The sequence below is a fragment of the Variovorax sp. LjRoot175 genome, assembly GCF_964253805.1.
Lineage (GTDB): Bacteria > Pseudomonadota > Gammaproteobacteria > Burkholderiales > Burkholderiaceae_C > Variovorax.
The window spans coordinates 3,311,796-3,324,967 of sequence record NZ_CAXURY020000001.1; the positions used below are offsets into that span (position 1 = coordinate 3,311,796).

Annotated in this window: 14 protein-coding genes and 1 pseudogene; 6 read left to right on the top strand and 9 right to left on the bottom strand. The window is 69.5% G+C overall.

Features of this window, described 5'->3' with window-relative positions:
* Positions 1-54: 54 nt before the first annotated feature.
* From ACSQ89_RS16505 to ACSQ89_RS16535, 7 genes are read right to left on the bottom strand one after another with little or no spacing between them, the layout of a single operon-like run.
* On the bottom strand, positions 55-981 hold the full coding sequence (locus tag ACSQ89_RS16505; RefSeq protein ID WP_436295466.1) for an electron transfer flavoprotein subunit alpha/FixB family protein: 927 nt from the start codon (positions 979-981) through the stop codon (positions 55-57).
* Between the two features lies 1 nt (position 982).
* Positions 983-1,732 carry an electron transfer flavoprotein subunit beta/FixA family protein gene (locus ACSQ89_RS16510; RefSeq protein WP_436295467.1) on the bottom strand — a complete coding sequence of 250 codons (750 nt, stop codon included), beginning with the start codon at positions 1,730-1,732 and terminating at the stop codon, positions 983-985.
* 13 nt (positions 1,733-1,745) lie between these two features.
* A complete protein-coding gene (locus tag ACSQ89_RS16515; protein WP_436295468.1) occupies positions 1,746-2,648 on the bottom strand; it encodes an SDR family NAD(P)-dependent oxidoreductase in 903 nt (300 codons plus the stop codon).
* A 24-nt stretch (positions 2,649-2,672) separates the two neighbouring features.
* Positions 2,673-3,467, bottom strand: a complete 795-nt coding sequence (locus ACSQ89_RS16520; RefSeq protein WP_436295469.1) for an enoyl-CoA hydratase/isomerase family protein — start codon at positions 3,465-3,467, stop codon at positions 2,673-2,675.
* On the bottom strand, positions 3,464-4,597 hold the full coding sequence (locus ACSQ89_RS16525; protein WP_436295470.1) for an acyl-CoA dehydrogenase family protein: 1,134 nt from the start codon (positions 4,595-4,597) through the stop codon (positions 3,464-3,466). Before ACSQ89_RS16525 ends, ACSQ89_RS16520 begins: the two co-directional genes overlap by 4 nt.
* Before the next feature lie 25 nt (positions 4,598-4,622).
* Positions 4,623-5,828, bottom strand: a complete 1,206-nt coding sequence (locus ACSQ89_RS16530; protein ID WP_436295471.1) for an acyl-CoA dehydrogenase family protein — start codon at positions 5,826-5,828, stop codon at positions 4,623-4,625.
* Between the two features lie 45 nt (positions 5,829-5,873).
* On the bottom strand, positions 5,874-7,835 hold the full coding sequence (locus ACSQ89_RS16535; protein WP_436295472.1) for a feruloyl-CoA synthase: 1,962 nt from the start codon (positions 7,833-7,835) through the stop codon (positions 5,874-5,876).
* Positions 7,836-7,875: 40 nt separating this feature from the next.
* On the opposite strand from ACSQ89_RS16535, the gene ACSQ89_RS16540 reads away from it, so the two are divergent.
* From ACSQ89_RS16540 to ACSQ89_RS16550, 3 genes and pseudogenes are all read left to right on the top strand, one after another.
* Positions 7,876-8,679, top strand: a complete 804-nt coding sequence (locus tag ACSQ89_RS16540; protein WP_436295473.1) for an enoyl-CoA hydratase/isomerase family protein — start codon at positions 7,876-7,878, stop codon at positions 8,677-8,679.
* On the top strand, positions 8,676-8,882 hold the full coding sequence (locus ACSQ89_RS16545) for a hypothetical protein (RefSeq protein ID WP_436295474.1): 207 nt from the start codon (positions 8,676-8,678) through the stop codon (positions 8,880-8,882). The genes ACSQ89_RS16540 and ACSQ89_RS16545 overlap by 4 nt, the downstream gene beginning before the upstream one ends.
* Positions 8,883-8,897: 15 nt before the next feature.
* A pseudogene (locus ACSQ89_RS16550) lies at positions 8,898-9,104 on the top strand (PaaI family thioesterase); the annotation flags it as partial.
* Positions 9,105-9,150: 46 nt separating this feature from the next.
* Here ACSQ89_RS16550 and ACSQ89_RS16555 read toward each other — a convergent pair.
* On the bottom strand, positions 9,151-9,591 hold the full coding sequence (locus ACSQ89_RS16555; protein ID WP_436295475.1) for a carboxymuconolactone decarboxylase family protein: 441 nt from the start codon (positions 9,589-9,591) through the stop codon (positions 9,151-9,153).
* A gap of 125 nt (positions 9,592-9,716) precedes the next feature.
* On the opposite strand from ACSQ89_RS16555, the gene ACSQ89_RS16560 reads away from it, so the two are divergent.
* The 3 genes from ACSQ89_RS16560 to ACSQ89_RS16570 are packed head-to-tail and all read left to right on the top strand — an operon-like array spanning position 9,717 to position 12,468.
* Complete coding sequence (locus ACSQ89_RS16560) at positions 9,717-10,697, top strand: phytanoyl-CoA dioxygenase family protein (RefSeq protein ID WP_436295476.1); 981 nt, start codon at positions 9,717-9,719, stop codon at positions 10,695-10,697.
* A gap of 14 nt (positions 10,698-10,711) precedes the next feature.
* Complete coding sequence (locus ACSQ89_RS16565) at positions 10,712-11,566, top strand: SDR family NAD(P)-dependent oxidoreductase (RefSeq protein ID WP_436295477.1); 855 nt, start codon at positions 10,712-10,714, stop codon at positions 11,564-11,566.
* On the top strand, positions 11,563-12,468 hold the full coding sequence (locus ACSQ89_RS16570) for a crotonase/enoyl-CoA hydratase family protein (protein ID WP_436295478.1): 906 nt from the start codon (positions 11,563-11,565) through the stop codon (positions 12,466-12,468). Before ACSQ89_RS16565 ends, ACSQ89_RS16570 begins: the two co-directional genes overlap by 4 nt.
* Here the strand turns inward: ACSQ89_RS16570 and ACSQ89_RS16575 are convergent.
* Positions 12,465-13,169 carry an SDR family NAD(P)-dependent oxidoreductase gene (locus tag ACSQ89_RS16575; RefSeq protein WP_436295479.1) on the bottom strand — a complete coding sequence of 235 codons (705 nt, stop codon included), beginning with the start codon at positions 13,167-13,169 and terminating at the stop codon, positions 12,465-12,467. The genes ACSQ89_RS16570 and ACSQ89_RS16575 overlap by 4 nt on opposite strands.
* Positions 13,170-13,172: the final 3 nt, after the last annotated feature.

A 13,172-nucleotide genomic window follows, 5' to 3' on the forward strand; every position in this document is an offset into this window, starting at 1 on the left:
CGGTCGGGCCCGTCAGGCTGGCAATGCTACCCGAGCTCGGTTCCATCGCAGCCTCTACAGCGCCCCGGTCAGCTCGGGGACGGCCTGGAACAGGTCGGCCACGAGGCCGTAATCCGCCACGCCGAAGATCGGCGCCTCCGGATCCTTGTTGATCGCGACGATGACCCTGCTGTCCTTCATGCCCGCCAGATGCTGGATCGCCCCCGAGATGCCGACCGCGACATACAGCTGCGGCGCGACGATCTTGCCGGTCTGGCCCACCTGGCAGTCGTTCGGCGCATAGCCGGCGTCGACGGCGGCGCGCGACGCGCCCACCGCGGCCCCGAGCTTGTCGGCCAGCCGGTCGAGCAGATGGAAGTTCTCGCTGCTTCCCATGCCGCGGCCGCCGGAGACGACCATGCGCGCCGCGGTCAGCTCGGGCCGCTCGGAGACCGTCAGCGCCTGGCCGACGAAGCGCGACGTTTCGCTGGCCGGCCCGGCCGGCACCGGCACGAGCGTCGCCGCACCGCCGCTGCCTGCCGCGTCAAAGGCTGCGCCGCGCACGGTGAGGACCTTGATCGCATCCAGCGCCTTCACGGTGGCCATTGCATTGCCTGCATAGATCGGGCGCACGAAGGTGTCCGGCGCGATCACTTCGGTGATGTCGGAGACTTGCGCCACATCGAGCAAGGCGGCCACGCGCGGCATCACGTTCTTGCCGGCCGAGGTGGCGCCGGCGAGCACATGGCTGTAGTCGCGCGCCAGCGCCGCGACCAGCTCCGCGAGGCTTTCAGCGAGCGGATGCGCATAGGCGGCGGCATCGGCCACCAGCACTTTCGAGACGCCGGCGATCGCCGCGGCCTCCCGGGCCGCACCGTCGCAATGGTGGCCGGCGACGAGCAGGTGCACCTCGCCGCCGATCTGCGTCGCGGCCGTCACGGCCGCCCGGGTGGCGCCCTTGATCGCGCCGTGCTCATGTTCCGCGAGGATCAGGATCGCCATCTCAGAGTACCTTTGCTTCGGACTTCAGCCTGGCGATCAGCGTCGCCACATCGCCCACCTTGACGCCGCCGGCCCGCTGCCTCGGCTCGCTGACCTTCAGCACCTGCGTGCGCGGCGCGAGGTCGACGCCGAGCGTCGATGCGGCGATCGTCTCGAGCGGCTTCTTCTTCGCCTTCATGATGTTCGGCAGGGTCGCGTAGCGCGGTGAATTCAGGCGCAGGTCGACCGTGACGACCGCCGGCAGTTTCAGCGCCAGCGTCTCGAGCCCGCCGTCGACCTCGCGCGTGACTTCGACGCCGTCGCCGCCGACGACCACCTTCGATGCGAAGGTCGCCTGCGGCCGGCGCAGCAGCGCGGCGAGCATCTGGCCGGTCTGCCCGGCGTCGTCGTCGATCGCCTGCTTGCCGAGGAAGACCAGCTGCGGCTGCTCCTTGTCGACCAGCGCCTTCAGCAGCTTGGCGACGTGCAGCGGCTCAAGCGCGTCCGAGGTCTCGACCAGGATGCCGCGATCGGCGCCCAGCGCCATCGCGGTGCGCAAGCTTTCCTGGCAGGCCGGCACGCCGATGCTCGCGACAACGACCTCGGTGACGACCCCCGCCTCCTTCAGGCGGACGGCCTCCTCCACCGCGATCTCGTCGAAGGGGTTCATCGACATCTTGACCCCGGCCAGATCGACGCCGGTGCCATCGGACTTGACGCGTGCCTTGACGTTGTAGTCGATCACGCGCTTGACTGCGACCAATGCCTTCATGCCCGGATCCTCCTCACACCGGATCCCACGGCGTCAGCTTCATCGACGGCACGTTGTCGAAGAAGCTGGCCTCGAAGGCCGGCATCGCCTCGTCGGCGATCATCTCGGGCGTCCAGCCGCCGCCGCGGTGCATCGAGCGGATCATGCGGATCTGGCTGAAGAAATAGATCTCGTTGGCGCGCACACCGAAGATCTGCCCCGAGACCTTCTCGGCGCGGTCGCTGGCGAGGTACACCGCGAGGGGAGCGATCTTGGCGCTCTCCATCTTCTTCAGCTTTTCCACGCGCGCCTTCTCCTCCGGCGTGTCGGCCGGGATGCCGGCCGTCATCGCCGTCCACGCCCACGGCGCGATGCAGTTGGACCGGACCTTGAACCGCGCCATGTCGAGCGCGATCGACTTCGACAGGCCCACGATGCCCATCTTTGCGGCCGAGTAGTTGCCCTGGCCGAGGTTGCCGATCAGCCCCGAGGTCGAGGTCATGTGCACGTAGCTGCCGCTCTCCTGGCTCTTGAAATGCGGCGCCGCCGCGCGCGTCATGTAGAAGGAGCCGTTCAGGTGCACGTCGATGACGGCCTGCCACTCCTCCTTGCTCATGTTGAAGATGAAGCGGTCGCGCACGATGCCGGCGTTGTTGACGATGCAGTCGATGCGGCCGAAGCTGTCGAGCGCAGCCTGAACGATCTTGTGAGCCGAATCCCACTCGGCCACGCTCTCCACCGCCGCCACCGCCTGCCCGCCCGATTCCCTGATCTCGGCGACCACCGATTCGGCCAGCGCCTGGCCGCTTTGCTTGTCGCGCGCGAGGTCGTTGACCACCACCTTCGCGCCGTGCGCGGCGAACGCCTTCGCGAAGTCGCGCCCGATACCGGCACCGGCGCCGGTCACGACCACGACCTTGTCTTGAACCATGCCCATCCGCTTGCTCCTTGAGTTCGATGTCTAGTCGCCGCTGAAATCGGGCGTGCGCTTGCCGCGGAAGGCAGCGACGGCTTCGGCGTGGTCGCGCGTCTGGTTCGACAGCAGCTCGTAGGCCATGCCGGCGTCCATCACCGAAGCGGCGATCTGCTTGAGCCCGACGTTGATCGTGGCCTTGGTCCACTGGATCGCGCGCCGCGCGCCGCCGGCCAGGCGCTGGGCCCAGGCGTCTACGGCCGCATCCAGCTCCTCGGCCGGCACGGCGAAGTTGACGAGCCCGATCGCGGCCGCCTCCTCGCCGGTGATGGCATCACCGGTCAGCAGGTATTGCTTGGCTCGCGCATAGCCGACGAGCTGCGGCCAGATGACCGCGCCGCCGTCGCCGGCGACGAAGCCGACCTTCACGTGCGGATCGGCGATCTTCGCGTGATTGGCGGCGAAGATGGTGTCGCAGAACAGCGCCAGCGTCGCGCCCAGGCCCATCGCGGCGCCATTCACCTTCGCGATCACCGGCTGCGGCACGTCGAGCAGCCCCATCACGAGGCGCTTGGCCATCGTCGCATCCGGCACCATCAGCGACGGGCGGTCGACCAGGCGCTGCATCTGCTCGACGTCGCCGCCGGCGCTGAAGGCCTTGCCGGCGCCGGTCAGCACGACGACGTGCGTCGCATCGTCGCGAGGCAGTTCGCCGAACAGGCGCTCGAGCTCGTCGTGCATCGCGGTGTCGAACGCGTTCAGCGCCTCCGGGCGGTTGAAGGCCACATGAAGCACGCGCCCGTCGCGGCGCAGAGCGAGGCTGCGGTAATGGTCGAGGTTCACGATGCCGTCTCCAGTTGCGCCTCGACGAAACGCCCGAGGTGCCAGTCGCCGTCGCCGTACAGCGTCGTCAGCGCCAACAACCGCTTGTAGTAGTGGCCGATCGGGTACTCGTCGGTGAGCCCGATGCCGCCGTGCAGCTGGATGCCCTGCCCGCCGACGAAGCGGGCGGACGATGCCAGCAGCACCTTCGCGGCCGAGACCGCTTGCCGCCGCGCCGCCGGCGCGCCATCGAGGCTGGCGATGCCGCGGTACAGGATCGATCGCGTCTCCTGGACCTCGACGAACATCTCCGACATCCGGTGCTGCAGCGCCTGGAAGCGGCCGATCGGCTGGCCGAACTGCTGGCGCGTCTTCAGGTACTCGCTGCTCGTCTCGAGCACCGCCTCCATGCAGCCCAGCGCCTCGGCCACCTGCGCGAGCGCGGCGCGGTCGAGCGCCTCCTCGAGCGTCGCGAGGCCGCCACCGGGTGCCGTGAGGCGCGCGTCGGCGGCAACGAAGACCGAGCGCAGCTCCAGGTCGGCGGCCAGCGTGCCGTCGATCAGCGGATAGCCGTGCAGCGTGGCCGCGCTCCGGTCGACCAAGAACAGCGCGAGCCCTTCGTCGGCGACTCGCGCCGACACGATGAAGCGGTCCGCGCCCGGCGCTCCCACGACCATCAGCTTGGTCCCCTCGATCACGAAACCTTCGCCCTCGGCGCGCGCCGTGGTCGACGCCGCGTCCAGCTCGTAGCGGCTGGCCGGCTCGCTGTGCGCGAGCGCGATCTGCAGCGCACCGCCGGCGATGGCTTCGAGCAGCTCGCCGCGCCGATGCGCCGCGAACACCGGCGCATCGGCGGTCTCGACCAGTCGGGCCGCCAGCACCGCGCAGCCGATGAAGGGCTCGAGCGCCAGCGCGCGGCCGAGCTCCTCGGCCACCAGGGCCGTCTCGACGAAGCTGCAGCCCAGGCCGCCGAAGGCCTCCGGGATGCCGAGGCCGAGCCAGCCCATCTCGGCGTACTGCGCCCAGTGCGGCGTCGATGCGCTGCCGGCCGCCTGCAGCCGGCGCCGCGCCTCGAAGCCGTACTGCTCGCGCACGTAGCGGTTCGCGGCATCGCGCAGCATCTGCTGCTCTTCGCTCAGGTTGAAGTCCATTTACCCGTTCCTGCCTGCGTCCTGCCTACAGCCCGAAGGCGAGCTTGGCGATGATGTTCTTCTGGATCTCCTGCGATCCGCCGTAGATCGTCGACGCGCGCGTGATCAGCGCCTGCGCGGTGCGGCCGGGCACCTGCGGCGGCCAGCGCAGCGCCTCGTCGCTATCGATCGCTTCGCCTTCGCCGTGACCCCACTGGCGCAGCGCATGCAGGCCCAGCGCTTCCACCTGCAGTTCGGTCACGCGCTGCTGCAGTGCCGAGCCGCGCAGCTTCAGCGCCGACACCACCGCGTCGAGGTTGTGGCGGTTCTTCTCCTGCGACAGCACGCGCAGCACCGAGTATTCGAGCGCGAGCAGCTCGACCTCGACGCGCGCGAGCTTGCGCGCGAACTCGGGGCGCTCGATCAGGCGCTGGCCATTCACGCGCTGCACCGTGGCGATCTCGCGCGCCTTCTCGAGCTCGCGCTTGTTGAAGTAGAGGAAGGCGCTCGCGGTGCGCTCCTTGCCGAGCAGGTACTTGGCATAGGTCCAGCCCATGCCCGCCTCACCGACCAGGTTCTCGCAGGGAACCCGCACGTTGTCGAGGAACACCTCGTTGAGCCCGAGGCCGCCTTCGATCGAGACGATCGGCCGCACCGTCAGGCCCGGCGTGTCCATCCTGATCAGCAGGAACGAGATGCCGCGCTGCGGCTTCACGTCGGGGTCGGTGCGCACCAGGAAGAAGCCCCACTCGGCCATGGAGGCATCGCTGGTCCAGATCTTCTGGCCGTTGACGACGTAGTCGTCGCCGACCCGCTCGGCCCGCGTCTTCAGGCTCGCGAGGTCCGAGCCGGCGTTGGGCTCGGAAAAGCCCTGGGTCCAGAACTCGTCGCCGGCCAGCATCGGCGGCAGGAAGCGCCGCTTCTGCGCCTGCGACGCAAACGCGAGCATCACCGGCGCGACCATGTGCAGCCCCTGCCAGCTGTAGTCGAGCCCGTCGGCGTCGTACAGCTCCTGCATGAACAGGTGCTTGCGCAGCGGACTCCAGTCGGTGCCGCCCCATTCGACCGGCCAGTGCGGCGCGCCCCAGCCGCGGCCGTGCATCAGCTTCTGGAACGCCCGCACGTCGTCGCGCACCGGCGGATGCGCGCCGATGTAGAAGCGGCGCGCCATCGGCCGCGGCAGGTTGTCGCGAAAGAACGCGCGAACCTCCAGCCTGAAGGCCTCGTCCTCGGGAGAAAACTCGAAGCGCATGGACGGTATCGTTCCTTGTTGGTCAAATATACGAACGTTGTTCGCTTAGTTTAACGCCATGCAACGGACTGTCAATGCTTCGTCGCCTGCGCAGAGCACGCGCGCGGGCGGCGGATCCATGAACAGCTCGGCCACCGCGGCGGCGCGGCGGCGCAGCACCACGACCGGACTGAGCGAGGCCTTGGCGGTCATCTCGCCGCTGTCGAGCGTGGCCGGCTCGGTCTCGACGACGATGCGCAGCACGCGGTTCGAGCTGCCGGTGGCGCCGCCCGCCAGCGCATCCAGCCGCTGCTGGAAGGCCGCTCGAACGAGCGGGCTCGCGACGACCTCGCCCGCGGGCGCATCGGCCGCGAGAGCCGCGTCGAGCGCACGGCACGCCGCCAGATCGGGAAACACCAGCGCGCCGACCTGGTCCTCGCCGCTGCCGGCGATGACCAGGTCCTGCACGAGCGGCGAGAGCCCTGCCAGCGCGGTGGAGCGCAGCGGCCCCGCATGGACCCAGGTGCCGCTGGAGAGCTTGAAGTTCTCGGCGATCCGGCCATCGAAGCGCAGCCCGCGCTCGGGATGCGTGGGGTCGACGAAGCTCGCCGCGTCGCCGAGGCAGAAGTAGCCTTCGTCGTCGAAGGCAGCAGCGCTGCGCTCGGCATCGTTCCAGTAGCCGGGCGTCACGCAGTCGCCGCGCACGCGCAGCTCGAGCTTGTCGTTCACCGGTGCGAGCTTCAGCTCGACGCCGGCCACCGGCAGGCCGACGATCGCCTCGCGGCGCGGATCCCAGCCCGTCGTCAGCGGCACCGGCCCGCATTCGGTGGAGCCGATGCCCGAGACGATCAGCACCCTCTCGCCGCAGTGCTTCACCGCCACTGCGTCGAGACCGGCCCAGATGTGCGCGGGCAGCACGGCACCGCCGTAGTACAGCAGCTGCAGCCGCTCGTAGAAGCGCGCGCGCAGCTGCGCGTCGTCACGCAGGTGCGGCAGCAAGGCGGCCAGGCCCCCCGGCGTGTTGTAGTAGATCGTCGGCGATACCTCGCGCAACGCGTCGACGCTGGGCTGCACCGCCTCGGCCATCGGCTTGCCGGGGTCCAGGTAGTAAGACCCACCGCAGTACAGTGCGATGCCGAGGTTGTTGGTGCCGCCGAAGGTGTGGTGCCACGGCAGCCAGTCGACCAGCACCGGCGGCTCGTCGAGCAGGAAGGGCATCGCCTGCACGACCTGCTGGCGGTTGCTGCAGAGCATGCGCTGCGTCAGCATCACGCCCTTCGGCTCGCCGGTGGTGCCGGAGGTGAACATCAGCTTGGCCACCTGGTCGGGCCGGATCGCGTCGTAGGCTGCGTCGACCGCGTCCCCCGGCGCGGCGCCCTGCAGCGTGGAGAACGGCGTGGCGCCGCCGCCGGCCTCGCTGGCGACGAACTCCGCCTCGGGGAAGGCCGCGCGCGCGGCACGCCCGTAGGCCTCCACGCTGGAGGCATAGACCAGCCCGGGGCGCACGCGCTCGCTCAGGGATTTCAGCTTCGCGTGGTCCTGCGACAGCAGCGAGTACGCCGGCGTCACCGGCACGTACGGAATGCCGACGTGCGTGCAGGCCAACGCCAGCAGCTGGTTGTCGAAGTCGTTCTCCGACAGGATCATCACCGGCCGCTCGGCGCAGAGGCCGCGGTCCAGCAGCGACTGGCCGATCGCCCTCACCTTGCGCAGCGTGTCGGCGAAGGACAGGGTCTCCCAGGCGCCGGTCTTCGGACCGTTCGGCGGGCGGCGCGCGAGGAACACATGCTCCGGCCGTTCGAGGGCCCACTGGACCAGCCGGTCAGTGTAGCGCCGCGGGTAGCGCTGCAGGGGCTCGGCGAGGCGCATTCGAATGTTGCCGTCCGCGTCGTGCGCCACCTCGCAGGCGCTCGGGCCGAGCCGCACCGGACGGATCGGTGCGTCGAACCAGGGATCGCGCTGGTGCATGGAATGCGTCTCCTGAAGCATGGCCGTCGATGCGACGGCATAGTCATGTTTTTTGAACATCGTACTACAATCCGAACAGCAGAGACAAGCCAAACGCACCATGACCGACCTCCTCTACGAACGCTCCGACGACGGCATCGCCACGCTGACGCTGAACCGGCCCGACGCACTGAACGCCTTCAGCTTCCCGATGTACGAGGCGCTGATCGCGCAACTCGAGGCACTTCGGCACGACGCCGGCACGCGCGTGCTGATCGTCACCGGCGCCGGTCGCGCGTTCTGCGCCGGCCATGACCTGCGCTCGCCCGGACCGGCGCCGTGGGTCGACCCGGCGCTCGGCAAGCCCTATGTGGCGAAGCACTCGATCACGCGCATCGCGCAGATCCCACTCTTGATGCGCCAGTTGCCGCAGCCGGTGATCGCCGCGGTGAACGGCGCCGCGGCGGGCATTGGCTTCGCGTTCGCGCTGGCGGCCGACCTGTGCCTCGCCGCGCAATCGGCCAAGTTCGTCAACTCGATCCACAACGCCGGCACCGGACACGAGCTCGGCATGAGCTGGATGCTGCCGCGTGCGGTCGGCACCCAGCGCGCCGCAGAGATCCTGCTGACGGCGCGCCCGGTGCTGGCCGATGAGGCGGCGCGCATCGGCCTGGCGCTGCGCGTGGTGCCGGACGAACGTCTGCTGGCGGAAGCGCGCGAGCTCGCCGTAGCGATCTGTGCCAACGTGCCGCTCGGTGTCTGGCTCACCAAGCAATCGTTGTGGCTGAACCAGGGCGTCGCGAGCCTGGAGGCGGCGTGCGAGATCGAATCGCGCGCGGTGTTCCAGGCCCAGGCCACCGAAGACGCCGCGGAGAAGCGCCAGGCCTACTTCGAGAAGCGCGCTCCGCGCTTCGGCAATCGATGAACCATTCTTCGACGGACATCCCGGCCGGCTTCGAGCCCATGCCGGCCTTCGGCCCGTTCCACGAGCTGGTCGGGCCGTTGTACGTGGCACGGCGCGACGCCATCCACATCGTCGGCCTGCGAGTCGAGGACAAGCATCGCAACCGCGGCGCAATGATGCACGGCGGCATGATCTGCATGCTGGCCGATACCGCGATCGTCTAAGCCGCCAAGCATGCGCGCGAGCCGAGACCGAAGATGCTGACGACCAACCTCTCGGTCAACCTGATCGGCAACGCGGCACCCGGCGCCTGGGTGGAAGCCCAGGTCGATGTCGTGCGCGCCGGGCGGCGCGTCGTGTTCGCCAACTGCTATATCTGGAGCCAGGGGCAGCGCATTGCACAGGCCACCGCGCAGTGCCAGGTCATCGGGGAGGAAACGGCATGAGACCGATACGCCCCGCGCCGCAAGATCGCACTGCTCTGAGCGCCCCCTAAAGCATCCCGCGATCCTTCGCCGTCTTCACGTCGTCGCCGACCAGCCCGCGCTCGCGCAGCACGGCCACCGTCGCCTCCAGCGCTTCGGCCACGCACGGAAAGCCGCAGTACGGAATCGCCTGGATCAGCGCCTCCTGCAGCTCGGTCACCGTCAGGCCGTTGTTCAGCGCCGCGCGCACGTGGTTCTTCAGCTCGTTGGGCTTGCCCATGCCGACGAGGATGCCGATCGTGACGAGGCTGCGCTCCTTGCGCTCCAGGCCCGGGCGCGACCAGACGGCGCCGAACGCCGACTCGAGCGCGATCGTCGCGGCGTCCGCCGCGAAGCCTCCGGAGTTCGCCGCCGAAAGCATCCCGTTGAGGAAGGCCTCTCCGAGCATCTCGCGCACGAGGTTCACGCCCCGCCGGTAGTTGGGGCTTTGGTCGTCTTCGCTGCTCATCGAATGGGTCTCCGGGTGGTTGGGTATGCGCTTGCGGCGAGGATTCGGGTAAACCCGCTTGGTGGGACGCCCGGGTCATCGCCTACAGTGAACTCCGTTCTATTTTACGAACATTGTTCCACAATATGCAAGCTACGGAATCTCTGGCGAGAGGGCCCCTCACCTCGCCCGACGCACGCGAGCTGGAGACCTCGAACCACCTGCTGGGCGACCGTGCCGCACTCGATGCCGCCTGGGAGCGCAAGGGCTACTGGTTCTTCCGCGATGTGCTGGACCACGGCGCGGTCGCGCGCCTGCGCGCCGTCTACATGCAACTGCTCGGCGAGTACGGCGTGGCCGACCCGGCGGACCCCCAGGCCCGCCACACCGGCGCGAGCCTCGAGGGCTTCCCCTTCCGGATGGATCCGCTGTCGAAACGCAAGGCCTGGCAGCCCTTCGTGCGCGAGCCGGCGATCCACGCCTTCTTCCGGCGCCTGCTGGAGGACGAGCCCTTCTGGATCCCAACCGTCGAATACCGTGCCACGCCGCCAGCCGCCGACCGCGCGCGTTCGCGCCTCGACTTCGTGCACCAGGACGGCTTCTACAACAAGGGCATTCCATTCCGGATCTGCTGGATCCCGCTCGCCGAGATCGATGACCAAGTCGGCGGCCTGATCCTCGGCGAAGGCCTGCACCGCGGACCGATCCTGCACGACACCAAGCAGCCGCCGCTCTATCCGATTCCCGACGGCGCAGTGCCGGCCGACCGCTGGCGCCGCGCCACCTACCGGCCGGGCGACGTGCTGCTGATGGACCTGAACACGCCGCACACCGGCCTCGCGAACCATTCCGACCGCTTTCGCCTGTCGATGGACATCCGCGTGATGGGCGCGAACGAGAACCCGCCGATGGTCGGCCGCCTCATCGCTGTCGAGCCGCAGATGGTCGTCCTCGAAGGCGATGACGGGCGCGGCGGGCGTTTCATCATCGACGAGGCGACCTATTGCCGCGGCCTCGACGGCAAGCAGGTCCCGTTGGCCGACGTCGGCAAGCACTTTCACGTCGGCGACGAAGTGATCCTCGCGGCCCGGGACGGGCGCGCGACGATCATGCGCCCGATCCACTAGGGCCTGTTGACGCCATGCCACGACCTTCCCGCCACTTGCAGCGACTGGCCGGCAAGGTCGCGATCGTCACCGGCGCCGGCTCGCAGGGCGATGGCGTCGGGACGGGCAAGGCGATGGCCTATGTGTTTGCGCGCGAAGGCGCGCGCGTCGCGCTGGTGGACCTGGACGCAGAGCGCGCCGAGATCACGCGCCGCATGATCGCCGGCGACGGTGGCGACGCCTTCGTCTGCGCCGCCGACGTCACCGAGGTGGACGGCTGCCGCCGCGTCGTCGCGGCGACGCTCGAACGCTACGGCTGCCTCGACGTGCTGGTGAACAACGTCGGCCACGGTGCCGGTGGCGGCCGCCTCGAGGCGCTGCCCGACGGGCTGTGGCAGCGCGTGCTCGACGTCAATCTGAAGAGCGCGGTGCTGATGACGCAGCAGGCGATCACGCATCTGGTCGCCTCGCGCGGCAACGTGGTCAACATCGCGTCCACCGCCGGCCTGCGTGCCCACGGCGGCGCGGCCTATGGGCCGTCGAAGGCTGCCGTCGTGGCGTTCTCGCGCGAGCTCGCGGTGATGTACGGCCGCGACGGCGTGCGCGCGAACACGATCGCGCCGGGCCATCTGTTCACCCCGCTGGTCGAGCAGTTCATCGACGCCGCCGGCCGCGAGCGCCGCCGCCGCATCGCACCGCTGGGCATCGAAGGCGACGCGTGGGATGTCGCTGCCGCCGCGCTGTTCCTCGCAAGCGAAGAGGCTCGCTTCATCACCGGTGCCTGCCTGCCGGTGGACGGCGGCGTCGGCGAAGTGGCGGCGCTCGCCGCCCTGGAAATGATCGCGGCCGAGGACGATGCGACGGCGGCCCTGACAGGAGACAAGTCATGAACAAGTGGCTGAAGAGCAGCGACACCATTCTTTTCAGCGTCGACGAGCGGGTGGCGCGCATCACGCTGAACCGGCCGGACAAGCGCAACGCGCTGTCCGACACCATGCTCAGCGAGCTCGAGCAGGCGCTGCTCGAAGCCGACGACCGGCGCGACGTGAACGTGGTAGTTATCGACGGCGCTGGGCGCGACTTCTGCGCCGGCTATGACCTGGCCGGCGCCTACGCCGGCGTCGCACCCGAGAACATGCCCTACGACCCGGCGCTGTACCGCAGCCAGCGCAGCGGCTTCGACGACGACTGCTGGGCGCTCGAACGCACGCTCGAGCAGCGCATGCGCATCTTCGACCTGCACAAGCCGGTGATCGCGAAGATCCACGGCAACTGCCTGGCCGGCGGCACCGACCTCGCCTTCCTGTGCGACCTGGTGCTGGCGGCCGAGGACGCGCGCATCGGCTTTCCGGCGACACGCGCGAACGGCACGCCGCCGACGCAGTTCTGGCTCGCGCATGCCGGTCCGCAATGGGCCAAGCGGCTGATGTTCACCGGTGACTGCATCACCGGGGTCGATGCGGCGCGGCTCGGCCTGGTGATGGAGGCCGTGCCGGCCGACCGGCTCGAGACCGAGGTCGCGGAACTCGCGCGCCGCATCGCGCTGACCGACGTCGACCTGCTCGCCGCGCACAAGCGGGTGGTCAACCTCGGCATGGAGCTGATGCATGTGCGCACGCTGCAGCGGCTCACCGCCGAGCTCGACGCGCGCGCGCACCTGGCCAACGGGCCGCGGCGCACGCAGTTCAAGGCCGACATGGCGTCGGGCGGGCTGAAGCAGGCGCTGAAGAACCGCGACGAGCCGTATGGAGACAGCGTCGTCCGCCTGAAGGCCCGCGGCCCAGACTCCTAGAGCCGTCCCGTCACCGGCAGCCCGACCCCGGTCACCGCGCGCGCCGCATCCGACAGCAGGAACCCCACCACCTCGGCGATCGCCTGCGGCGTCACCCAGCGCGAGGTGTCGGCATCGGGCATGTCCTTGCGGTTGGCCGGCGTGTCGATGATGCCCGGCAGGATCGCGTTGACGGTCATGCCGCGATCCTTGGTTTCATCGGACAGCGCCTCGGTGAGGCGCAGCACGCCGGCCTTGGAGGCCGCATAGGCGCCCATTCCCGCAGCCGCCTTGCCCGCGGCCCCGGCGCCGATGTTGACGACCCGGCCCGCTCGTTCCAGCAGGTGCGGCAACGCCGCCTTGCAGGCGTGGAGCGCCGTCTTCAGGTTGATCGTGTGCATGCGGTCCCAGGTGGCCGGGTCGCCGTCTGCGATCGTCTCCCAGCTGAAGCCGCCGGCGATGTTGACCAGTGCATCGACACCACCGAAGCGCTCGGCCACGCGCGCAACCGCCGCCCGCGCCGCGTCGAAGCGCGACAGGTCTGTGCCGGGCAGCAGGAGGTGCGACGCTTCGAACGCCTGCGCGAATTCGGCCGGCGCGACCGGCGACGCATCGAGCAGCGCCAGCCGCGTCCCCTGCCCCGCCAGCGTGCGCACCACCGCCTGACCCAGCGCGCCGAACGCGCCGGTCACGATCACCACCTTGTCCTGCATCGTCAGCATCCC

What these genes read in the sequence shown, in the direction of transcription:
- ACSQ89_RS16540 (WP_436295473.1), top strand. Translation starts at nt 7,876, where the DNA reads ATGACCGACCTCCTCTACGAACGCTCCGACGACGGCATCGCCACGCTG.
- ACSQ89_RS16560 (WP_436295476.1), top strand. Translation starts at nt 9,717, where the DNA reads ATGCAAGCTACGGAATCTCTGGCGAGAGGGCCCCTCACCTCGCCCGAC.
- ACSQ89_RS16510 (WP_436295467.1), bottom strand. Translation starts at nt 1,732, where the DNA reads ATGAAGGCATTGGTCGCAGTCAAGCGCGTGATCGACTACAACGTCAAG.
- ACSQ89_RS16545 (WP_436295474.1), top strand. Translation starts at nt 8,676, where the DNA reads ATGAACCATTCTTCGACGGACATCCCGGCCGGCTTCGAGCCCATGCCG.
- ACSQ89_RS16525 (WP_436295470.1), bottom strand. Translation starts at nt 4,597, where the DNA reads ATGGACTTCAACCTGAGCGAAGAGCAGCAGATGCTGCGCGATGCCGCG.
- ACSQ89_RS16515 (WP_436295468.1), bottom strand. Translation starts at nt 2,648, where the DNA reads ATGGGCATGGTTCAAGACAAGGTCGTGGTCGTGACCGGCGCCGGTGCC.
- ACSQ89_RS16505 (WP_436295466.1), bottom strand. Translation starts at nt 981, where the DNA reads ATGGCGATCCTGATCCTCGCGGAACATGAGCACGGCGCGATCAAGGGC.
- ACSQ89_RS16570 (WP_436295478.1), top strand. Translation starts at nt 11,563, where the DNA reads ATGAACAAGTGGCTGAAGAGCAGCGACACCATTCTTTTCAGCGTCGAC.
- ACSQ89_RS16530 (WP_436295471.1), bottom strand. Translation starts at nt 5,828, where the DNA reads ATGCGCTTCGAGTTTTCTCCCGAGGACGAGGCCTTCAGGCTGGAGGTT.
- ACSQ89_RS16565 (WP_436295477.1), top strand. Translation starts at nt 10,712, where the DNA reads ATGCCACGACCTTCCCGCCACTTGCAGCGACTGGCCGGCAAGGTCGCG.
- ACSQ89_RS16535 (WP_436295472.1), bottom strand. Translation starts at nt 7,835, where the DNA reads ATGTTCAAAAAACATGACTATGCCGTCGCATCGACGGCCATGCTTCAG.
- ACSQ89_RS16575 (WP_436295479.1), bottom strand. Translation starts at nt 13,169, where the DNA reads ATGCTGACGATGCAGGACAAGGTGGTGATCGTGACCGGCGCGTTCGGC.
- ACSQ89_RS16555 (WP_436295475.1), bottom strand. Translation starts at nt 9,591, where the DNA reads ATGAGCAGCGAAGACGACCAAAGCCCCAACTACCGGCGGGGCGTGAAC.